The organism is Pseudomonas sp. Soil_N_39, from assembly GCF_057655955.1.
Map to the genome: position 1 here is coordinate 1 of NZ_JBDGLI010000009.1, position 20,811 is coordinate 20,811.

Sequence of the window (20,811 nt, forward strand, 5' to 3'; positions counted from 1 at the left end):
CCGCTCATCGCCCGTGGTTGCAGGAGATGGGCTGACCATACATTTGCTTACTTTTGCGCTTTTCAAAAGTGAGCCGCTGTAAGAGCGGAACCGCCAGTGGCCGTTACCGAAGAAACGGATATACACCCAAAACTCAAAACCCAAGCCCAAAAAAAAACCGGCGCTTCCCTCTTCAGGAAGCGCCAGTTTTTCCAGCAACATCGGGCAGCAACGCTACAGATTACAAATCCTTAACGGTACGAACCTGATCCTTGTTCACGCGAGTCTGCTTGCCATCCAGTTGCTCGAATTCGTAGAAGCCGCTTTCTTCATCGTAATGGGGGGTATCGACGGCCTGGATTTCGCGACCGTCATTCAAGGTGATCACTGTTGGCGAAGCGCACCCGGCAAGGGTGGCGAGGCCCAGAGCGAGCATGAACGTGGCGAGGGTCCGTTGTGTCATGGTGTTTCTCCGAAATGGATTCTTCAAGTTACTGACCTTCAGACGTATACATTGCGCGCAAGTTCCTGGCTAGTGTCAATCTGACACGCCTTTATGTCGGGCCAGTAACTCCGGGGTGTTCAGATTGGCCAGCCGCGGATCGTCGGCAGGGCACTGCAAGGCAATGGCGTGCAGCGCGCGCATGATGCGACCGGGGCTGCGTTCGCCTTCGCTCCAGGCCTGTTCGAAGCGTGCTGCCAGGGTTAACGGAATGACGCACAGCAGCGGCTCCCAATGCTCGCCGTGCCGCACCATCAATGGTTGATCAGGGTGCTGGCTGGCCGTTTTGCGCATGTTGTCGAGCAGGCTCGCGTCGATCTGCGGCACGTCGCACGGCAGCACCAGCAAATACGGATGCCTCGCTGCCTTGAGACCCGCCCGGATGCCCGCCAGCGGCCCGGGAAAGTCGCCTTCCTCGTCATGCACCAACTGATCGGCATACGCTGCATAACGTTGCGCATTGCGGTTGCAGGAAATGATCAGGTCATCGCTCATGGCGCGGGTCTGGCGATGGAGATGAGCAATCAGCGGTTCGCCTTGCCACTGCACCAGGCCTTTGTCCTGGCCGCCCATGCGTTGCCCACGCCCACCCGCCAAGAGCAGAATGGAGCAGGATGGCAGCGGCGTGTTCGAGGTCATGTCGTGTCTCCGCGCGGGCGAAAAAATGAAGCGCTGTGATATAACACCGGGCTGTTTCCTTCACAACTGGACGAGCCTATGAAAGCCAAGGCTGATGTACCTTTCGTGCCGCTCAATATCGCGGTGCTGACAGTCAGCGACACCCGTACCCTGGAAACCGATACGTCCGGGCAGGTCTTTGTCGATCGGCTCACGGCGGCCGGTCACAACCTGGCGGCGCGGGTCCTGCTCAAAGATGATTTGTACAAGATCCGCGCGCAAGTCGCGACCTGGATTGCCGAGGACGTGGTGCAAGTGGTGCTGATCACCGGCGGCACCGGTTTCACGGGGCGTGACAGCACGCCGGAAGCGGTCACGTGTCTGCTGGACAAGCAGGTCGACGGGTTCGGCGAGTTGTTCCGGCAGATATCCGTGGCTGACATCGGCACTTCCACTGTGCAGTCCCGTGCGTTGGCCGGCCTGGCCAATGGCACGCTCGTATGTTGCCTGCCAGGGTCGACCAATGCGGTGCGTACCGGATGGGATGGGATCCTGGCCGAACAATTGGATGTGCGGCATCGACCGTGCAACTTCGTGGCCCATTTGAAACAGGCTGCTCCTTGTGAATCCCGTGGGTAAACCGGGCAAGGCCGGTGCCTTGATGGCCGTTGAGGTGGCGTTGGAGCGGCTGCTCGAGATGGCGGCGAGTACACCGATTGTCCAGCGCGAGCATTTGCCTTTGGCCGCGGCGTCAGGGCGAGTGCTTGCCGAGGATCTGGTCTCGACCCTTGATCTACCGCCATGGCCCAACAGCGCCATGGACGGCTATGCCTTGCGGCTGGCGGACTGGAACGGCGAGCCGTTGGTGGTCAGCCAGCGGATTTTTGCCGGGCAGGCGCCGGAGCCGCTGGCCGCTGGCACGTGTGCGCGGATCTTCACGGGGGCGCCAGTCCCTGCCGGCGCCGATTGCGTCGAGATGCAGGAAAACACCGTGGTTGAAAGCGATCAACGGGTGCGGTTTACCGAGCCCATGGTCGGTGGGCAGAACATTCGTCCTCAAGGACAGGAGACCACCGTTGGGGAGCAAGTCCTTTGCGCCGGTACTCGCCTGGGGCCGATCGAGCTGGGCTTGGCGGCATCCTTGGGCTGTGCGTCGCTGGACGTGGTGCGCAAGGTCCGCGTCGCCGTGCTGTCCACGGGTGATGAGCTGGTCGAGCCCGGGCAGGCATTGGGTCCCGGCCAGATCTATAACAGCAACCGCGTGTTGCTGTGCGGCTGGCTGCAACGCCTGGGCTGTGAGGTGGTTGACGCAGGTATCCTGCCCGACGATTTGTCGGCCACCCGCGAGCGCCTGGCACAGTTGTCGGATGTCGATCTGATCCTGTCCACTGGAGGGGTATCGGTGGGGGAGGCGGACTTCCTGGGCATCGCCTTGCGCGAGGACGGTGAATTGGCGCTGTGGAAACTCGCCATCAAACCGGGTAAGCCGCTGACGTTCGGGCATTACCGTGGTGTGCCAGTCATAGGCTTGCCTGGAAATCCCGCTTCGACCCTCGTGACGTTCGCGCTGCTGGCACGACCTTACCTATTGAGACGCCAAGGCGTTCAGTCGGTGGCGCCGCTCAAGTTCAAGGTGCCGGCCGGTTTCGCCTGGCCAAAGGCGGGCAGTCGACGAGAATACCTGCGAGGCCGTATGGAGAATGGTCGAGCGATCATCTACCGAAATCAGAGCTCGGGTGTCCTGCGCAGCGCGGCCTGGGCCGAAGGGCTGGTCGAAGTGCTCGAGGGACAGACGCTGGTGGAGGGCGACGAGGTGGGCTTCATCCCCTTGAGCGAAGTCCTGGGCTAGTACCCTGGCAGGTGTTCTCCGGCCCGAGTTGGACGCTCGGGCCTTTGCGCGCCTCACCTTTATCGCGTGAGCAGCATCACCAACTGATCGAATCGATTGTTGGCGATCCAGCCCAGCAGGCCGAGCACCACCGCCGCAGCCCCAGCCGAATAGGCCAGCCGGTGGCGGATCACCCTGACGTCGGTGCGAATTTCATCCATGTCTTTGCGGATGTATTTGAGGTGGGTTTCCAGTTCAACGACGCGCGGTTCCAAATCAATTCCTCCAACGGGATTACTGCAACTTTTGCATTCGTTTCGAGTATCGGCCCGCCCGCTTCCAAAGGATGCGAGCTGCCGGGGCGACAGTTTGTATTCACGGTTATGCATGGGACGGTCCATCCCCTTGGCCATAACTGTTCGAGCGACTGATCCGGCCCCTGCGGGCCGTGACGTATCCATCCATGGGAGAATGCTTCCTTGTGTGATGAGGGTTTAAGCGATCCAGCAAACATGAAGCCAAGGTGTCTCAATACCGCTGGAGGGTCAATTGAGCTGATTCGCCAGATCTTGTAAGAAAACTCTTCGAATCAGGGCGTGTCGATCGGGCGAGTCGTCCTGCTCTGTTAATAAATTGAGATGCGTCGGGCTTTTTCGCTCGAATGGGTGGTCCCATGCCTGTACCTTCCAATGACGGAGACCACGATGAGCAAAGGCAAGGCGCTGTTGATTCTGCATGGCAAGCAAGCGCTCAACGAAGAGGTTCGCTCGGCAGTGATGCTCAAGCGCGAACAGGGCTGGGAGCTGGCGGTACGGTTGACCTGGGAAGCTGGTGATGCCCAGCGATGCGTCGATGAAGCCCTGGATGCTGGTTATACCCGACTGATCGCCGGCGGCGGTGATGGAACCTTGCGTGATATCGCCGAAGCGATCGCCCTCAAGTCCAGCGATGCCAGTCTGGTACTGCTGCCGCTGGGCACGGCCAACGATTTCGCCCGGGCGGCCGGTGTTCCGTTGGAGCCTGCGCAGGCCCTGGATCTATTGGACGTTGCGCCGCAGGCCGTTGATGTGGGCGAAGTCGGCGGGCGGATTTTCCTGAACATGGCCACCGGTGGTTTTGGTAGCCAGGTGACGGCGAACACCTCCGAGGATCTCAAGAAGGTCTTGGGCGGTGCCGCCTACCTGTTCACGGGCCTGTCGCGATTCAGTGAGCTGAGTGCCGCCTATGGTGAGTTGCAGGGCCCCGATTTTCACTGGCAGGGCGATTTGCTCGCGCTGGGCATCGGGAATGGCCGGCAGGCGGGGGGAGGCCATGTGCTGTGCCCGGAGGCGTTGGCGGATGATGGGTTGCTGGACATCAGCATCCTGCCGGCGCCCCAGGAAGTGGTCAGTACCTTGAAGGACTTGCTCGCTGGCGGCCTGGGCATCGACAACATGTTTGTCCGCGCGCGCTTGCCGTGGGTGGAAATCAAGGTCGCTCAAGGCCTGGACATCAATCTCGATGGCGAACCGTTGCAGGTCGGCACCCTGCGCTTCACTGTCCGACCGAAGGCGCTGCGGCTGCACCTGCCATCCGATTCGCCGCTGTTGGGCGGCGCGACGGTGCTCAGTCATCCAGGCTGATGATTTGCTCGCGCACCGCGAACAGCACAAGGCCGGCCACGTCATGGATCTGCAAGCGCTTCATGACTTGCGCCCGGTGGGTTTCCACGGTCTTGACGCTCAGGTTCAGGCCGTTGGCAATTTCCCGAGTGGACTTGCCACGCACGATCAGCCGCAGAATTTCCAACTGGCGTGCCGTCAGGTTATGGGTCTGGGCAGGGCCCGGCTGATGTTTCTGGACGCGGGTCAGTGCCTGGTTGATCACCGTGTGAGCGATGGCAGGGCTCAGGTAGCGTTCGTCATTGCGCAGCGCTTCCAAGGCGTGTTTCAGCTCGGTGGCGGTGGTGTCCTTGAGCAGGTAGCCATGGGCGCCTGATTCGAGCGCCTGCATGATCAGTGTCGGATCCGTATGCATCGACAGGATCATCACCTTGCTGTGAGGTCGTACCCGCTTGAGCTGTTGCAAGGCATCCAGGCCGCTGGTGTCCTTCATGGAAATGTCCAGCAGCACGATGTCGGGGTTCAGCCGCTCGACCAACTCCACCAATTGCGTGCCGTCATTGGCTTCGCCGATCACGGCATAGCCTGGGATATCCATGACCAGGGCGCGTACGCCGGCCCTGATCAGGGAGTGGTCATCTACCAGAAGCAAATTACAAATCAAAGGAGAACCTTATTCTTACTGGCTCGTTCCAGGGCGCGCGGTGCCCAGGGGAAGCGTGCTTCGATGTGCGTGCCTTTGCCGGCCTCGCTCATGATCTTGAGGGTACCGCCCAATTGTTCGACCCGCTCCAACATGCCGGCCATGCCTCGTTGACCTTCGCGAGCGGGGTGGCTGGCCGGGACAAATCCCTGGCCATCGTCGCTGATCACCAGGGTCAGGCCGTCGGGCAGGCGTTGCAGGCGTACCAGCAGGTTCGTCGCCCGGGCATGGCGCAATATATTGGTGACTGCTTCCTGAGTGATCCGGAACACCGCGACCGACATCTCCTCCGGGATCCCCGTCATGCGCTGTTGGCAATCGAGGCTCCACTTCACCGGGACGTTGGCCAGGGTCTTGAGCAGGTGCGCCCGCAGGCTGGCCTCAAGCCCGAGGCTGGCCAGTTCTCTGGGGTTGAGAATCGCCGATACGTCGCGGACCTTGTTGAGGGTTTCGTCCAGGGTCTCGCACAAGAGCGCGCACTGACCTTGCAATTCCTCTGGCATCCGCCGCTTGAGCCATTCGCCTTGCAGTTTCGCCGCGGTCAGCAACTGGCCAATGTCGTCGTGCAGTTCGCGGCTGAGTCGATGGCGCTCATTCTCCTGGACCTCGAGCAACCGGTCGGCCAGCTCCTGGGGCTGGAATTTGATGGATTTGCGCGACAATCGATGGTGGATCCAGACACAGCTCAAGGCCGCGACATTCAGGGCCAGCAGGACCAACGGCACCGTGTCGGCGTACAGGTAGGTGAGCAGGCAGCCGAGGGTCGAGCAGATGCACAATAATAAGGTGAAGCGACGGGCGTTTTCTCGGGAGGGAGGCCAGGTGATGAATGACTTGAGGCTGGCGTGCATAGCGGATGGAGCCAATGAATGTTCGCTGCGGGCAGGCCGGTCAGCGCATCTGACAGGCCGGGTCGGGTAAACGTTTCAGGTCGAAGGCGGCTTCGGTTGGCGGCTTTTATGACGCTGTCTTGAAGTGGCTGACGCGGGAGATAGTACCACTTCGCCTATCGTTGGTCGCGCTCGGCATGGAGCCGTGAAAGCGCTAGGGAGCAGGCACATCGCCATCGTATCAGGCTTGTTTCTGGGGATAAGACACCAACGCCAGCGGACGCGACGCGGCCAATGCCTGGCCGGGACTCTGACCCACCTGGAAAGCGAATGCCTCGATCAAGGACGTCTGTTCGCTGCTGTCCAGGCCCAACTGGCCAGTGGTGTGATCGACCAGTTCCAATTGCCAAGCCATCAGGGTGAAGCAATCCTTCAACGCGTCCAGGGCCTGATCATGCAACTCCATGTGGTTTTGCGCATGGCTGAGCAAGCCATGGATATGTAGGGAAAACTCCGAAACGGCTTCCAGCGCCAGGGCATTGGCCTTGTTTGCCAGTTTCAGCAAAGTGCTGAGCATGCAGTCGATGGCGTCCTTGTCATTGTTGATCAATTGCAGATGGCTCAGGCATTCCTCCGACTTGGCCAGCAGTGTCTCGGCCTCGATCAGAAATTCGGGAAGACGTTGATTCCAGTTCCTACGATCGTTCGGCATGCTTATCTCCACAACATCATGTCAGGCGAAAGGAAACCGCGTATGGCGAACGGCTGGATCTCAAGGTCGAGCGCGGACGGACGCGTGACGACACGCCCGTGCCGTTCAGCGAAGGTGAATTCGTAAACGATTACACGGGTGGGATCGGCCGAAAGGCTGCAGGTCCGATGTCCTGTGGTCGCGTACAAAAGCCTGACTCCGTTCAGCAATGAGAATGGCGTCACATTAATGGCTATTGGATAACGGGAATATCAGGTTGGACCTGATTGTGCCTAAGGGAATCCCTTAGGCAGGGGAACTTAGTGCGCAAACCGGAGTCGCGCAGCGGGGAAAAGTAGCAGATGAAATCATGAAGCCAGTAAAACATGATGTTAATGTGATATCAATTCCCCTCGCTGTGTTTTATCCGGGGGTCAAGATTCGGTTCGTACGGCCGATATCGGTTTTATTGGATTCATCCGAACAAGCCCAGGAGTCATCGATGGCCGGCATTCTCGACACAGTAGATCAACGAACCCAACTGGTGGGTGAGAATCGTCTGGAAATTCTCATGTTTCGCCTGGCGGGTCGGCAGTTGTTCGCCATTAACGTGTTCAAAGTCCAGGAAGTCCTGCAACTACCGAAGTTGACCCTGATGCCGCAACGCCACCCGTTCGTGTGCGGCGTGGTCAATCTGCGAGGCCAGACGCTGCCGGTGATCGACCTGTCCCAGGCCATTGGCATGCGTCCGCTGGTGCCAGGAGCCAACAGCACCATTATCGTGACCGAATATAACCGTTCGGTTCAGGCGTTCCTGGTGGGCGGTGTCGACCGCATCGTCAACATGAACTGGGAAGCGATCCTGCCACCGCCGACCAGTGCCGGTCGCGAGCACTACCTGACGGCCATCAGCAAGGTGGACGATCAGTTGGTGGAAATCATCGACGTGGAAAAAGTCCTGGCCGAAATCGTGCCTTACAACGCCAAGGTCTCCCGGGACAAACTCGAAGACCCGGTGCTGGAGCGCGCCCGTGGCCGCGAAGTGCTGCTGGTGGACGACTCCAATGTTGCGCTCTCGCAACTGCGCGACACCCTGGGTCAACTGGGCGTGAAAATGCACATCGCCAGCGACGGCCTGAAGGCCCTGAACATGCTCAAGGCCTGGGCCGATACCGGCGAGGTCATGACCGACAAATTGCTGATGATCTTCACCGACGCGGAAATGCCGGAAATGGACGGCTACCGCCTGACCACCGAAATCCGCAACGACCCGCGTTTGCGTGGGCTCTATGTCGTACTGCACACCTCGCTGTCCGGCAGCTTCAACGACTCGATGGTCAAGAAGGTCGGTTGCGACAATTTCCTCTCCAAATTCCAGCCGGACAAGCTGGTCGACGTGGTGCGTCAGCGGTTGATGCTCGACTGAAACCGATGGTGGTTTGCTTCAACGGCCGGCTCGTATAAGGTGGCATTTTTTTGCCACCGGGGAGTTGACCATGTTGCGGCTGAGCGCGCTGTATCGGTATCCGTTGAAGTCCGGCAAGGGTCAACCCCTGCAGGACATTGGCCTGGACAAGCTCGGGCTGGACGGTGATCGGCGCTGGATGCTGGTGGACGAGGGCACGGGCCGGTTCTTGACCCAACGCGCCGTGGCGAAGATGAGCCAGCTTTCGGCCTTATGGAACGAGGCGGGTGGCCTGACGCTCAGCGCGCCGGGCCATGGCGCCATCGACGTGCCGTTGCCGCCCACCCAGCAAGAGCAGCGGCGCGGCGTGATCATCTGGCGTGACACCTTGCGTGTGCCGGACGCCGGTGACGCGGCCGCGGCCTGGGTCAGCGAATTCATCGGCAACCCCACGCGGCTGGTGCATGTGCCGGTGGAACTGGCACGTACCACCGCCGCCGGTTATGGCAAGGACGACGACAAGGTCGCTTTTGCCGATGGTTTCCCCCTGCTGCTGATTGGCCAGGCGTCATTGCAGGACTTGTCGAGCCGGGTCGGTCGCTCGTTGGAAATGCTGCGCTTTCGTCCCAACCTGGTGGTCGAGGGCAGCGAGGCGTTTGCCGAGGACGGCTGGAAGCGCATTCGTATCGGCGAGGTGGAGTTTCGGCTGGTCAAGCCTTGCTCGCGTTGCATCATGACCACGGTCGATCCGCACACCGGAGAACGCGATCCGCATCGCGAACCCTTTGCCACGTTGCAGCAATACCGTTCGACGCCGGACGGTGCGATGTTCGGCCAGAACCTGGTCAACGACAGCGATGGCCGGCTTGAAGTCGGCATGCCGGTTGAAGTGCTCGAATAAAAAGAGCCGTGAATAAAAATGCCCGTGTCATTGGACACGGGCATTTTTGTTTGTCACGTCACGGCTTTTCTAGCTTTTCTAGCTTTTCTAGCTTTTCTAGCTTTTGTGGCGAGGGGATTTATCCCCGCTGGGCTGCAAAGCAGCCCCCAACAAGGCTTAGCACAATCAGCCTGACACACCAAGGCGGCAGGTCTTGGGGCTGCTGCGCAGCCCAACGGGGATAAATCCCCTCGCCACAGAATCAGCCGCAAGCTCCCTCGCCACAGAGGTAACCGTGTCTCCGGGAGGGGGCCAGTTTCGGTGGTGTGCCGAATCAGCCGCGGTATTCACACAGATAGGCAGTGTCGACGGTCACTTTGAGCTGGAACTTGCTGTTGGCCGGTACATTGAACTGGCTGCCGGCCGCGAAGGTTTCCCAGCCGGTGCTGTCGGGCAGCTTCACGGTCAGGGCGCCGGAAACGACGTGCATGATTTCCCGTTGGGCCGTGCCGAACTCATATTCGCCCGGTGCCATGACGCCGATGGTCGCGGGGCCTTCGGCAGTGCCAAAAGCGATCGACTTGACGGTGCCGTCGAAGTACTCGTTGACTTTAAACATGGGCGATTCCTCGAAAAAGGGGCTTAAAAAGGCCGGCCAGTATGCACAAGGCTTGAACATTCGTCATCTGCCGCGCCGGGCGGTGGCCGCCGCTCAACCCGGCAGCACCAGGGGCAACAACCGCGCGGTGTTGCGGGCATCTTCCAGGGCGCGGTGCTGTTGCCCGCAAAATTGCAGGCCCGCCAGTTGCAGCGCGCCATTGAGCCCCAGCGGTCGTTCCAGCCGACGAGCCTTGGCGAAGCGTTGCTTGAGGTTCATGTGCGGCATCTGGGCGAGGACACTGTGCAACTGTTGGTGCTGCCATTCCTGAAGTAATTGCTTGCGGTCGTAGTCGCCCCAACTGACCCAGCTTTCCAGCTTCGGATGATACGGCGCCAGCCAACGCTCGAACGCCGGCCAGACTTCGGTCAAGGGCGCGGCGCCGTCGATATTGGCTTGGGTGATGTGAGTCAGTTCGCGACAGAACGGCGTGAGCAGCGGTCGCCGCAGGGGGCGTACGAAGCGCTGGAAATGATCCACTTCGCGGCCGTCACGATTCACCAGCGTGGCGCCGATTTCGATAATTTCCATTTCGGTTACCGGCCAGCCACCTTCATCGGTGGTGGCCTCCAGATCAATCACCAGCCAGTGAGGCATTGCGAGGTTCCCGGTGTCGGCGTGCTGATGGGTTTGAGCGTAGTCAAACCCTCGGCATCCGACTAGTGGGCTGTTTCAACGCGCAACAAAACCTGGCGGTTTTTCACCTGGGCACCCCGTGTGACGTGTAATTGCCTGACCACGCCGTCGATGCCGGCCTTGAGTGGGTGCTCCATTTTCATCGCCTCGAGCACCATCAGCAGTTGGCCTTGGCGCACCGGGCTGCCTTCGCTGACCAGCACCTCGATAATGGCACCGTCCATGGGGGCCTGGAGTGTCCCGTCACTGGCGCTGGCCTGGGCGGCGACCGGGGCCAGGGTCCGATCCTGCAAGTGCAGGCCGCCGGGGCGGGTGGACAGCCAGAGATCGTGGCCATCGAGGCGCCAGGCATGGCGCTGGCGAATCCCGTCGATGACCAGCGTTGCACCCTGCGCGTCAACGTCGAGCAGCTTCAGTTCGATCAGGCGTCCGGCACTGCGGATGTTCAGTGTCCCGTCGGCTTCGGCCTCAAGGCTCAGCACCCAGTCGCGCTCCCCGACGCCGATCCGACAATGCCGCGCCGTGCCGAGGCTGTTGCGCCATCCACCCAGACCGGGGGCATGCCGTGCCTGCGAAGCCTGATAAAACGCTGCCGTGGCGATGGCCAGTTGTTCGGCCGAGGGCTCAAGGGGCAGGAGCGCCGAATGATCGGCAAAGTGCTGGCCGATGAAACCGGTGCTGACGTCGCCGTCGATGAAGCGCGGATGTGCCAGCAGCCCGGCGAGCAAGCGCTGGTTGCTCTGGACCCCAAGCAGCACACAATCGTCCACCGCTCGCAACAATTTACGGCGGGCCTCTTCGCGGGTGACGCCGTAGGCGATGAGTTTGCCCAGCATCGAATCGTAGAACGGGGTAATGACCTGGCCCTCCAGCAGGCCATGGTCGACTCGCACATCGTCGCGGATGGGCGGCTCCCAGCCCACCAATTGCCCGGTCTGGGGCAGGAAATCCGCCGCCGGGTCCTCGGCGTACAACCGCGCTTGCAGGGCATGGCCGCTGAACGTCACCTGGTCCTGGCGCAGGGGCAGCGGCTTGCCGGCGGCGACGTCCAATTGCCAGGCCACCAGATCCAGGCCGGTGATCAACTCGGTGACCGGGTGTTCGACCTGCAGGCGCGTGTTCATTTCCAGGAAGTAAAACTTGCCGTCCGCCGCGAGCAGGAATTCCACGGTCCCGGCGCCGATGTAATTCACTGCACGCCCCGCCTTGAGCGCCGCCTCGCCCATGGCTTGGCGCAGGTCGGCGGTCATGACCGGGCAGGGCGCTTCCTCGATGATTTTCTGGTGGCGCCGCTGGATCGAGCAGTCCCGTTCGCCCAGGTGGATCAACTGACCATGATGGTCGCCGAAGACCTGCACTTCCACATGCCGTGGATCGATCAACGCCTGTTCGAGGATCAACTCGTCGCTGCCGAAGCCGTGCAGGGCTTCCGAGCGCGCACTGCGCAACTGCTCCAGCAGGTCTTCGGCGCACTGGACCAGGCGCATGCCGCGGCCGCCACCGCCGGCGCTGGCCTTGATCATCAGCGGGTAGCCGATGCGCCCGGCTTCGCGCAGCAGCGCGTCGTCGTCCTGGGCCGCGCCCTGGTAACCGGCAATGCAGGGAACGCCGGCCTGGATCATGGCGATTTTCGCGCGGCGCTTGCTGCCCATCAGGTCGATGGCTTCGGGGCTGGGGCCGATGAAAACGATGCCGGCGTCTGCGCAGGCTTGGGCGAACCCGGCATTTTCCGAAAGAAAACCGTAGCCGGGGTGGAGCGCATCGGCACCGCTGCGCCGGGCCGCGTCGAGAATGGCCAAGGGGTCGAGGTAGGACTGCTGCACCGGGGCCGGGCCGACCAGCACGGCTTCATCGGCCATGCGCACGTGCAGCGCATCGGCGTCGGCTTCGCTGAACACCGCCACGGTGCGATAACCCAGGGCCTGGGCGGTGCGCTGGATGCGACAGGCGATTTCGCCACGGTTGGCGATGAGGATTTTGCTGAAGGTGGGCATGGTCGCTCCTGGGGTTTGCGGTGGCTATCAGGGCCTCATCGCGAGCAAGCTTTGCTCCCACAGGCGAATGCACTCACCAGGCATTGTGGGAGCAAGCTTTGCTCTCACAGGCGAATGCACTCGCCAGGCATTGTGGGAGCAAAGCTTGCTCGCGATGGCTGCCTGGCAGGCGTTGTATTCATTTTTTCTTCCCCGGCAAAATGCCCATGAGCTTGCAGATGATGCCCAGCATGATTTCGTCGGCGCCGGCACCAATGGACACCAGCCGTACGTCGCGATAGGCCCGGGCGACCGGGTTGTCCCACATGAAGCCCATGCCGCCCCAGTATTGCAGGCAACTGTCGGTGGTTTCCCGGGCCAGGCGTCCGGCCTTGAGCTTGGCCATCGACGCCAGGCGTGTGACGTCCTGGCCGTGGATGTACTGCTCGGTGGCCTGGTAGACCAGCGCCCGCAGGCATTCGATCTCGCTGGCCAGTTCCGCCAGGCGAAAGTGGATCACCTGGTTGTCGATCAGGGCCGCGCCGAAGGTCTTGCGTTCCTTGCAGTACGCGATGGTGCTGTCGATGCAATGTTCCAGGCCCTTGAGCATGTTGGCCGCGCCGAACAGGCGTTCTTCCTGGAATTGCAGCATCTGCATCATGAACCCGGCGCCTTCCTGGCCGATGCGATTGCGTTGTGGCACCCGCACGTCATCGAAAAACACTTGGGCGGTTTCCGAGCTGCGCATGCCGAGTTTGTCCAGGTGCTGGCCGAGGCTGATGCCGGGGCTGCACATCGGCACCATGATCAGCGATTTGTTGACGTGGGGCTGGTCGTCCGAGGTGTTGGCCAGCAGGCAAATGAAATCGGCGCACGGCGCATTGGTGATCCACATCTTGCTGCCGTTGATGACGTAGTCGTCGCCGTCCTTGCGCGCCGTGGTCTTGAGCCCGGCGACGTCGGAGCCGGCACCGACTTCCGAGACGCCGATGCAGCCCACCTGTTCGCCGCGAATGGCCGGGCGCAGGAACGCTTCACGCAACTCATCGGAGCCGAAACGGGCCAGGGCCGGGGTGCACATGTCGGTCTGCACGCCGATGGACATCGGCACGCCGCCGCAATGAATGGTGCCGAATTCCTCGGCCGCGACGATCGAATAGCTGTAGTCCAGGCCCATGCCGCCGAAGGCCTGCGGCTTGGAAATGCCCAGCAGGCCCAGCGCGCCGGCCTTGCGGAAAATCTCGTGGATGGGGAAGCGCCCGGCCTGCTCCCATTCGTCGACGTAGGGGTTGATGTCGTGGTCGACAAACTGGCGAACGGTGCGCCGCAGTGCCTCGTGTTCCTGGGTGAAGATCATTTTTATTGTTCTCCTGTGAGTCGTGGAGCGTCCTCAGAAACGGGCCACGCCGAAACTGTTGGCTTGCAATGGCCGCTGTTCGGCTTCGTGACAGATGTCCAGCAGGTAGCCCAGCAAGGTGCGGGTGTCACGCGGGTCGATGAGCCCGTCGTCCCACAGGCTGGCGCTGCCGTAGAGGGCAGTGGACTGGCTGTCGAGTTTCTGCGCGGTGGTGTGCTCGAGCAGGTCCAGCATCTTCGGGTCGGGGCTCAGGCCGTTCTTGAGTTGTGTGGCCTCGGTGACCAGCCGCAGGACCTTGCCGGCCTGGGCGCCGCCCATCACGGCGGTGTGGCTGTTGGGCCAGGCGAAGATGAAGCGTGGGTCAAGCCCGCGGCCGCACATGGCATAGTTGCCAGCGCCATAGGAGCCGCCCACCACGACGGTCAGCTTGGGCACCCGGGCATTGGCCACCGCCTGGATCATCTTGGCGCCGTGCTTGATCACCCCTTGTCGCTCCGACTCCGTGCCAACCATGAATCCCGTGGTGTTGTGCAAAAACAGCAACGGCGTGCGGCTCTGATCGCACAACTGGATGAACTGCGCGGCCTTGCTGGCGCCTTGGGGCGTGATCGGCCCGTTGTTGCCGACCAGGCCGCAGGCATGGCCGCGAATGCGTAGGTGGCCGCAAATCGTCTGGGTGTCGAATTCGCTTTTGAAGGCCAGGAAATGCGAGCCGTCGGCGATACGGGCAATGATTTCCCCCACGTCATAGGGTTTCTTCGGGTCGTCAGGCACCAGTCCCAATAATTCGTCGGCGGGGTAGAGCGGCTCGGTCCAGGTCCGTTCGGGCTGTGGCGGCAATTGTGCATTCCAGGGCAGCAAGTCGAGGATTTCCCGAGCCAGGCGTATGCCATCGGCGTCGTTCTCGGCCAGGTATTCGGCGGTGCCGGCCACCTGCGCATGCATCAGCGCACCGCCCAGTTCCTCTTCGCTGGCCACTTCGCCGGTCGCGGCCTTGAGCAACGGTGGCCCGGCCAGGAACAGCCGCGCCTTGTCGCGCACTACCACCACGTAATCCGACAAACCTGGTTGATAAGCGCCACCGGCCGTGGCCGAGCCATGCACCACGGTGATCTGCGGCAGGCCCATGGCCGACATACGTGCCTGATTGGCGAAGCAGCGCGCGCCTTCGACGAAAATCTGCGCAGCGTAATTGAGATTGGCGCCGCCACTTTCGGCCAGGGTGATGACCGGCAGTTTGTTTTCCATGGCGATCTGTTGCAGGCGCAGGGTCTTGTGCAACCCGCTGGGGGAAATCGTGCCGCCCTTGATCGCGCTGTTGTTGACCACCACCAGCACCCGCACCCCGGACACATAGCCGATCCCGGCGATCAGGCCGCCGCCGGCCTGGCTGCCGTCCTTGTCGTCATGGAGTTTGTAGCCGGCCAGGCTCGCCAGTTCGAGAAACGGCGCCCCGGGGTCCAGCAGCAGGTTCAGGCGCTGGCGCGGCAGCAGTTGGCCGCGCTGGTCGAACTTGCCCTGGGCCTGGGCGGCTTTCTCCACCACGGCCCGTTCGAGCTGGCGCAACTGTTCGACGCCGGCCAGCATCGCCGCGTGGTTGCGCGTGAAGTCAGCGCTGTGGGGATCCAGGTGCGATTCGATGACCGGCATGCAGACTCCTCGTGTTGGAACGGATCAGCTGAACCCTTGTGGCGAGGGAGCTTGCTCCCGCTCGATTGCGCAGCAATCGCAAAAGCCGGGGTCGCTGCGCAACCCAGCGGGAGCAAGCTCCCTCGCCACACTGCTGATCGTTTATTTGCCATGGCGGCCGCCCCTAGCCGACCTGATCGGCAATGTGCTGCGGCACCGGTATCTGGATCTCCAGCAACTGCTGGGCGAACGCCTTGCCTTGGGGATCGATGCGCAGGCTGGCGACACCGCCGCCGCCGAGGGCGTTTTCCAGCAGGAAATTCAAACCGTGGATGCCCGGCAGGTACCAGCGTTCGACCCGGCCCAGCAGCGGGTCGAGCACGTGGCTCATCCAGTCGACCATCACCTCTGGGGTCAGCGCCTCGGCGATCCAGGGCAGGTATTCGGGTTCCCGGGCGATCACGCCGATGTTGCTGTGGTTGCCCTTGTCGCCGGAACGCGCCACTGCCAGTTTGATCAGCGGCACGCTGGCGTCGGCCTGGCCCTGGGGTTTGGGCGGGGCCGGGGCGACCGGCAGATCGACGGTGTGCAGCGGTTCGACAGCGGGCAGGGGGCAAGGGTGGCGCTGGCCGTCGAGTTCGATGTCGAGCCGGCAGGTGGCTTTTTCGACCAGGAACGAGAACAGGCGAATCAACGGTGACACCGTCGGCCGGCCGCCGACCAGGCCGGTCAGTCCCGGCGCCATGCCAGTGGCGGCCTGGGCGATTTCCCTGGAAAACAGCACCAGCGGTTGTTTGTCCGGGTGCCGTACCGCCAGTTTGATCACCACCTCACGGCTGTCCCGGCGCTGGCCGTGCTGGCCATAAGTGGCTTCGCTGCCCAGCAGTTCGATGCTCACTTCGCTGTAGGGCGCCCAGCCACGTTGGTGCAATAGCTGCGAGGTCTTGGCGACAATCGCCTGGCTGACCCGTTCAGCCTTGGCCACTGCATCGATGCCGGCGATCAGGCAAGTGGCGGTGCAGCGCCAACCGTCCAGCCACGTGGCGCAGACCTTGTATCGATCGCTGGGCGGCAGGCCCTTGGCCCCATGGACGCGCACGGCGTGCTTGCCCTGCTGGATCAACCTGACCTGGCTGAAATCACAGATTACGTCGGGTAACAGATAACCTTGCGGGTCGCCGATTTCGTAGAGCAGTTGCTCGCCGACGGTCAACGGCGTGACCAGCCCACCGCTGCCTTCGGTCTTGGTGACAATGAATGGGCCGTCGGCGCTGACCTCGACGATAGGAAAGCCGATGTGCTCGTAATCCGGCACGTCCTGCCAGTCGGTGAAATTGCCGCCGGTGCACTGGGCGCCGCACTCGATGAGATGCCCCGCCAGTGCGGCCTGGGCCAATCGGTCGTAATCGTCCCAGGCCCAGCCAAATTCATGCACCAGGGCGGCGCTGACCACGGCACTGTCCACCACGCGGCCGGTGATCACCACATCGGCGCCCAGGCGCAGCGCCTCGACGATACCGGGCGCGCCGAGGTAGGCATTGATGGACACACACGTGGCTGGCAAGGGCTCGCCGCTGAACATCTCGCGGATATCTTGGATGGCGAGTCGTTCACCTTGCGGTTGCAGGTCATCGCCCAGCAGCACGGCGATCTTCAGCGCTACGCCAGCCTGGTCGCAGGCGGCTTGCAAGGCCTTCGCGCAGGCCTGGGGATTGACCCCGCCGGCGTTGCTGATGACGCGGATCCCGTCGTCATGCAACTGCTGGAGCAGCGGGGTGAGGACTTCGATGAAGTCCGTGGCATAGCCGCTCGATGGGTCCTTCAGGCGCGCCCCGGCCATGATCGACATCGTGATTTCGGCCAGATAGTCGAACACCAGGTAGTCCAGGTTCCCGCCCTCGACCAGTTGCGCCGCCGCGGTGCAGGTATCGCCCCAAAAGGCGCTGGCGCAACCGATTCGGATCGTTTTGGGCATGGCGTTCCCTCCGGCAAAGGTGGTTCGAGACTACCAAGCAAGCGCTTGGTTTGTAAACGTCCACCGGTTCTTCGGGCCGAGCGCTTGCTTGGTTGCCTCGCTCGGCTTAAATTGCCCGCGCCACCGATGCTTTGGTGTGCGATGGCGGCGCGTTGGTGGATCGACTGTAGGAGAGAATGGGTGGACGAGCAAAAAGCCCAGGGCGTGATGCGTGAGCTGGTCGACAACGGGCAACTGACCGACCCGGACAGTGCTCGCGGCAAACTGCTCCAGACCGCCGCCCACCTGTTTCGCAACAAAGGCTTCGAGCGCACCACGGTGCGCGACCTGGCCAGTGCCGTGGGCATCCAGTCGGGCAGTATCTTTCATCATTTCAAAAGCAAGGACGACATCCTGCGGGCGGTGATGGAAGAAACCATCCGCTACAACACCGCGTTGATGCGCGCCGCCCTGGCCGAAGCCGACAGCGTGCGCGAGCGGGTGCTGGCGCTGATTCGCTGCGAATTGCAGTCGATCATGGGCGGCACGGGCGAGGCCATGGCGGTGCTGGTCTACGAGTGGCGTTCGCTTTCGCAGGATGGACAGCGACATGTGCTGGCCCTGCGTGATAGTTATGAAGCGCTGTGGCTCGAGGTCCTGGGCCAGGCCAAGGAGGCCGGGTATATTCGCGGGGACGTGTCCATTACCCGGCGCTTCCTCACGGGGGCGTTGTCCTGGACCACCACCTGGTTTCGCGCCGAAGGCAGCCTGAGCCTCGATGAACTGGCCGAGCAGGCCTTGATCCTGGTGCTTGAAGAAAAACAATAATCGAGCGGTGCTATAAATGGCCGTGTGGCTGGCTCAGCGGCTGAAACCGCCTAGCTTGATTGTAGTGATGGGGACTTTTGGGGAGTGGGTTATCTTGACGTTTTCGCCGATGGGGATGACCTCGCGTGTACTGCTGGCCACTCTGGCCGTTTTCCTGGCGTTGCCACTCGAGGCGGCGCAACTGGTGAGGATCGGCGCGGCGCATTTTCCGCCCTATACCGTTCGTCCCGAGAACGGCGCCGACACCGGCCTGCTGCCGCAGATGGTGGAGGCCTTGAACCAGTCGCAAAGCGACTATCAGTTCGTACTGGTGCCAACTTCGATCCCGCGCCGGTTCAATGATTTCAAGCAGGGCCGGGTCGACATGGCGATTTTCGAGAACCCCGAATGGGGTTGGCAGGAGGTGCCGCACACTGCGGTGGACATGGGCCTGGAAGATGCGGAAGTCTTCGTCGCTCAGCGCCAGCCGGAGCGACAGCAAAGTTATTTCGCCGATCTCAGGGGCAAGCGCCTGGCGCTGTTCAGCGGTTATCACTACGCCTTTGCCGAATTCAACGCCGACCCCAAGTTCCTCATCGGCCAATACAACGCCACGCTGACGTATTCCCACGACAGCAATTTGTTGATGGTGTTGCGCGGGCGGGCGGATATCGCCCTGGTGACCCGTTCGTACCTCAACGATTACGTGCTGCGCAATCCCGAAGTCGGCCCGCAATTGCTGGTGTCCGAGCGCATCGATCAGGTTTACCACCATTACGCGCTGATCCGCCCGCAGGCGCCCATTTCCAGTGAGGCGTTTGCACAGTTGCTGCAAATGCTGCGGGATAACGGTCAGTTGCTGAAGATTTTCCAGCCTTACCAGATCCAGCTGGTGCCCACGCATTCCCATTGAAGGCGACACTAAATTTCCCTCCCCGGCTCACGTCACACGTTGACTACCGACGAATACGCGAGCCGCTCCCATGTCCAACCTCAACCACCCGACGACGCTGCCCTTGCCTGGTGGCCGTCGCCTCGGCGCCGATGAAACCGAACGCCACCTGAGCCTGATGCTTGAAGGCGCGCCGCTGATCCGGCTGCGCCTGGTGCGCGGTCCCGCGTTGCATGTGCATTTGCAGGAAATCAATGATCGCCCGGTGGGCCCGGCGCTGTGGGCGGCCTGCTATTGGCTGTTTGCCCGCGACCCCGAATGTCAGCACCTGACCTGGCACCTCGACGAACGCCCCGGCGAAGCCTTGCTCAGCGGTTTATTGACGGGCACCGAGCGTGCCGGTGAATACCGTTGCGAGCGCACGATGTTCTGGCAATTGCCGCAGCCCTGGTTGGGGGAGTCGTTCAGCGGCAGTTACCCGCAACAGATGATCATCACCGATGGCCGCCGCCATCCACGCCGGCCGATGAAGCCGCGTGGCGAGGTGTACCGGCGTTTCGATGCGCGGTTGGGGGCCTGGGTGTCCTTGCGCACCGTGGAAATCGAGCAGGACCTGGAGCGATTCAACCGCTGGCAGAACAGCCCGCGGGTGGCGAGTTTCTGGCAGGAGGAGGGCAGCCTGGAACAACATCGTGAGTACCTGGGCAAGCTGCAGGCCGATCCCCGGGTCCTGACCCTGATCGGTTGCTTCGATGACCAGCCGTTCGCCTACTTCGAAGCCTATTGGGCCAAGGAAGACCGGATCGCGCCGTTCTATGAGGCCGACCACTACGACCGCGGCATCCACATGCTGGTGGGCGAAGAGCAGCACCGCGGGCCGCACAAGGTGGCGAGCTGGCTGTCGGCGCTGGTGCACTACCTGTTCCTGGACGACCCGCGCACCCAGCGTGTGGTGGCCGAACCTCGGGCCGACAATGCCCGGATGATCGGGCACCTGCACAACCAGTGCTTTCATTGCGAAAAGGAATTCGATTTCCCCCACAAGCGCGCGGCACTGATGATCCTGGGGCGTGAGCGGTTTTTTGATCGGTGTGGGTTGATGTGAGGTTCAGCTCGGCCCAAGTGGCTGCCGTCAGGACGCTATCGCGGGCAAGCCTTGCTCCCACAGGATCTCTATCAGGCACCTTTTTGTGAACAGGTAACCTGTGGGAGCAAGGCTTGCCCGCGATGGGGCCGGAACTGCTACCCGCATTACCGCCGAGCGAAAGTATCCCCCCGAACCCCCGACACCTTGCGGCAATGCACCAGGGCGTCGCGGATCATGAAGTTCACCAGGGTCGGCGAGACGCCCAGTTCCTTGGCGATGTCCTTCTGTGGCACGCCGTGCAGGCGGTACATCTCGAAGGCATAGCGGGTACGGCTGGGCAGTTCGGTCAGGGCGTCGGCAATGTGCTCCAGCGTGGAGAAGTTGATATGGGAGGTTTCTGGCGAAGCACCCTGGATCACCACGTTCAACCCTTCCTCTTCCGGTCCCGAGTACCGTTGTTCCAGCGCCTGCTTGCGGTAGTGGTCGATCGCCAGGTTGCGCACGATCTGGAACAGATAGCTGAGCTGCGCCTTGAACGAGGAGGTGATCTGCGGCGCCGATTGCAGCCGGAAAAAAGCGTCCTGTACCACATCTTCCGCGCGGGACCGGCAACCGGTAATGCGCGCCGCGATCTTGACCAGGATCAGTCGGTTATCGACGAACGCCTGGAGTAACGGTGAGTCGCACCTGCTTGTGGATACTTGTTCCGTCATGGAATTCACCTTGCTGCAAAAAGTTAGCGGGACGTCCGGATGGCGGACCCGTCCTACACATCGAGCGC

Annotated in this window: 22 protein-coding genes; 8 read left to right on the forward strand and 14 right to left on the reverse strand. The window is 62.0% G+C overall.

Features of this window, described 5'->3' with window-relative positions:
• From AC3A5O_RS14655 to mobA, 3 genes are all read right to left on the reverse strand, one after another.
• Nucleotides 1-201 (reverse strand): hypothetical protein (locus AC3A5O_RS14655; protein WP_305470328.1); only part of this gene is annotated, 201 nt, incomplete at its 3' end.
• 19 nt (nucleotides 202-220) lie between these two features.
• On the reverse strand, nucleotides 221-442 hold the full coding sequence (locus AC3A5O_RS14660; protein WP_003199454.1) for a YgdI/YgdR family lipoprotein: 222 nt from the start codon (nucleotides 440-442) through the stop codon (nucleotides 221-223).
• 75 nt (nucleotides 443-517) lie between these two features.
• A complete protein-coding gene (gene mobA / locus AC3A5O_RS14665) occupies nucleotides 518-1,120 on the reverse strand; it encodes a molybdenum cofactor guanylyltransferase MobA (protein WP_305470329.1) in 603 nt (200 codons plus the stop codon).
• Between the two features lie 78 nt (nucleotides 1,121-1,198).
• On the opposite strand from mobA, the gene moaB reads away from it, so the two are divergent.
• Nucleotides 1,199-1,738: a molybdenum cofactor biosynthesis protein B gene (gene moaB / locus AC3A5O_RS14670; RefSeq protein ID WP_053120541.1), complete on the forward strand. Its 540-nt coding sequence runs from the start codon at nucleotides 1,199-1,201 to the stop codon at nucleotides 1,736-1,738.
• Nucleotides 1,739-1,760: 22 nt separating this feature from the next.
• Entirely contained in the window at nucleotides 1,761-2,948 is a 1,188-nt protein-coding gene (locus tag AC3A5O_RS14675; RefSeq protein WP_163006838.1) for a molybdopterin molybdotransferase MoeA, read from the forward strand.
• A gap of 59 nt (nucleotides 2,949-3,007) precedes the next feature.
• Here AC3A5O_RS14675 and AC3A5O_RS14680 read toward each other — a convergent pair whose 3' ends face one another.
• Nucleotides 3,008-3,316: a hypothetical protein gene (locus AC3A5O_RS14680; RefSeq protein WP_240998505.1), complete on the reverse strand. Its 309-nt coding sequence runs from the start codon at nucleotides 3,314-3,316 to the stop codon at nucleotides 3,008-3,010.
• Between the two features lie 315 nt (nucleotides 3,317-3,631).
• On the opposite strand from AC3A5O_RS14680, the gene yegS reads away from it, so the two are divergent.
• On the forward strand, nucleotides 3,632-4,549 hold the full coding sequence (gene yegS, locus AC3A5O_RS14685; protein WP_122567858.1) for a lipid kinase YegS: 918 nt from the start codon (nucleotides 3,632-3,634) through the stop codon (nucleotides 4,547-4,549).
• Here yegS and AC3A5O_RS14690 read toward each other — a convergent pair.
• The 3 genes from AC3A5O_RS14690 to AC3A5O_RS14700 form a co-directional block, all read right to left on the reverse strand.
• Entirely contained in the window at nucleotides 4,533-5,192 is a 660-nt protein-coding gene (locus tag AC3A5O_RS14690; RefSeq protein WP_122567859.1) for a response regulator, read from the reverse strand. The two genes, yegS and AC3A5O_RS14690, sit on opposite strands and share 17 nt — an antisense overlap.
• Nucleotides 5,189-6,082: a sensor histidine kinase gene (locus AC3A5O_RS14695; protein ID WP_122567860.1), complete on the reverse strand. Its 894-nt coding sequence runs from the start codon at nucleotides 6,080-6,082 to the stop codon at nucleotides 5,189-5,191. The genes AC3A5O_RS14690 and AC3A5O_RS14695 overlap by 4 nt, the downstream gene beginning before the upstream one ends.
• Before the next feature lie 220 nt (nucleotides 6,083-6,302).
• A complete protein-coding gene (locus tag AC3A5O_RS14700; RefSeq protein ID WP_305470331.1) occupies nucleotides 6,303-6,773 on the reverse strand; it encodes a hypothetical protein in 471 nt (156 codons plus the stop codon).
• Between the two features lie 481 nt (nucleotides 6,774-7,254).
• Between AC3A5O_RS14700 and AC3A5O_RS14705 the strand changes: the two genes are divergently transcribed.
• A complete protein-coding gene (locus AC3A5O_RS14705; protein WP_053120553.1) occupies nucleotides 7,255-8,178 on the forward strand; it encodes a chemotaxis protein CheV in 924 nt (307 codons plus the stop codon).
• Between the two features lie 70 nt (nucleotides 8,179-8,248).
• Nucleotides 8,249-9,058, forward strand: a complete 810-nt coding sequence (locus AC3A5O_RS14710) for an MOSC domain-containing protein (protein ID WP_122567863.1) — start codon at nucleotides 8,249-8,251, stop codon at nucleotides 9,056-9,058.
• Between the two features lie 313 nt (nucleotides 9,059-9,371).
• Here the strand turns inward: AC3A5O_RS14710 and ppnP are convergent, their stop codons facing one another.
• The 6 genes from ppnP to AC3A5O_RS14740 all read right to left on the reverse strand — a co-directional run bounded on the left by ppnP (nucleotide 9,372) and on the right by AC3A5O_RS14740 (nucleotide 17,265).
• Nucleotides 9,372-9,656, reverse strand: coding sequence for a pyrimidine/purine nucleoside phosphorylase (ppnP, locus tag AC3A5O_RS14715; protein WP_122567864.1), 285 nt, complete (start codon nucleotides 9,654-9,656; stop codon nucleotides 9,372-9,374).
• Nucleotides 9,657-9,749: 93 nt separating this feature from the next.
• Nucleotides 9,750-10,292 carry a 3'-5' exonuclease gene (locus AC3A5O_RS14720; protein WP_122567865.1) on the reverse strand — a complete coding sequence of 181 codons (543 nt, stop codon included), beginning with the start codon at nucleotides 10,290-10,292 and terminating at the stop codon, nucleotides 9,750-9,752.
• Between the two features lie 62 nt (nucleotides 10,293-10,354).
• A complete protein-coding gene (locus AC3A5O_RS14725; RefSeq protein ID WP_487753361.1) occupies nucleotides 10,355-12,325 on the reverse strand; it encodes an acetyl/propionyl/methylcrotonyl-CoA carboxylase subunit alpha in 1,971 nt (656 codons plus the stop codon).
• A gap of 178 nt (nucleotides 12,326-12,503) precedes the next feature.
• Nucleotides 12,504-13,661 carry a citronellyl-CoA dehydrogenase gene (atuD, locus tag AC3A5O_RS14730; protein WP_305470333.1) on the reverse strand — a complete coding sequence of 386 codons (1,158 nt, stop codon included), beginning with the start codon at nucleotides 13,659-13,661 and terminating at the stop codon, nucleotides 12,504-12,506.
• A gap of 33 nt (nucleotides 13,662-13,694) precedes the next feature.
• Complete coding sequence (gene atuC / locus AC3A5O_RS14735) at nucleotides 13,695-15,311, reverse strand: geranyl-CoA carboxylase subunit beta (protein WP_305483049.1); 1,617 nt, start codon at nucleotides 15,309-15,311, stop codon at nucleotides 13,695-13,697.
• A 163-nt stretch (nucleotides 15,312-15,474) separates the two neighbouring features.
• Nucleotides 15,475-17,265 carry an acyclic terpene utilization AtuA family protein gene (locus tag AC3A5O_RS14740; RefSeq protein WP_487753362.1) on the reverse strand — a complete coding sequence of 597 codons (1,791 nt, stop codon included), beginning with the start codon at nucleotides 17,263-17,265 and terminating at the stop codon, nucleotides 15,475-15,477.
• Nucleotides 17,266-17,445: 180 nt separating this feature from the next.
• Here AC3A5O_RS14740 and AC3A5O_RS14745 point away from each other — a divergent pair, with 180 nt between their 5' ends.
• From AC3A5O_RS14745 to AC3A5O_RS14755, 3 genes are all read left to right on the forward strand, one after another.
• Nucleotides 17,446-18,072, forward strand: a complete 627-nt coding sequence (locus tag AC3A5O_RS14745) for a TetR/AcrR family transcriptional regulator (protein WP_122567870.1) — start codon at nucleotides 17,446-17,448, stop codon at nucleotides 18,070-18,072.
• Nucleotides 18,073-18,187: 115 nt separating this feature from the next.
• Nucleotides 18,188-18,964: a substrate-binding periplasmic protein gene (locus AC3A5O_RS14750; RefSeq protein ID WP_163006840.1), complete on the forward strand. Its 777-nt coding sequence runs from the start codon at nucleotides 18,188-18,190 to the stop codon at nucleotides 18,962-18,964.
• Between the two features lie 70 nt (nucleotides 18,965-19,034).
• The gene (locus AC3A5O_RS14755) at nucleotides 19,035-20,048 is read left to right on the forward strand and encodes a GNAT family N-acetyltransferase (protein ID WP_122567871.1); all 1,014 of its coding nucleotides are present in this window, start codon (nucleotides 19,035-19,037) and stop codon (nucleotides 20,046-20,048) included.
• Between the two features lie 146 nt (nucleotides 20,049-20,194).
• Here the strand turns inward: AC3A5O_RS14755 and AC3A5O_RS14760 are convergent, their stop codons facing one another.
• Complete coding sequence (locus AC3A5O_RS14760; protein ID WP_092327046.1) at nucleotides 20,195-20,743, reverse strand: RNA polymerase factor sigma-70; 549 nt, start codon at nucleotides 20,741-20,743, stop codon at nucleotides 20,195-20,197.
• Between the last annotated feature and the right edge of the window lie 68 nt (nucleotides 20,744-20,811).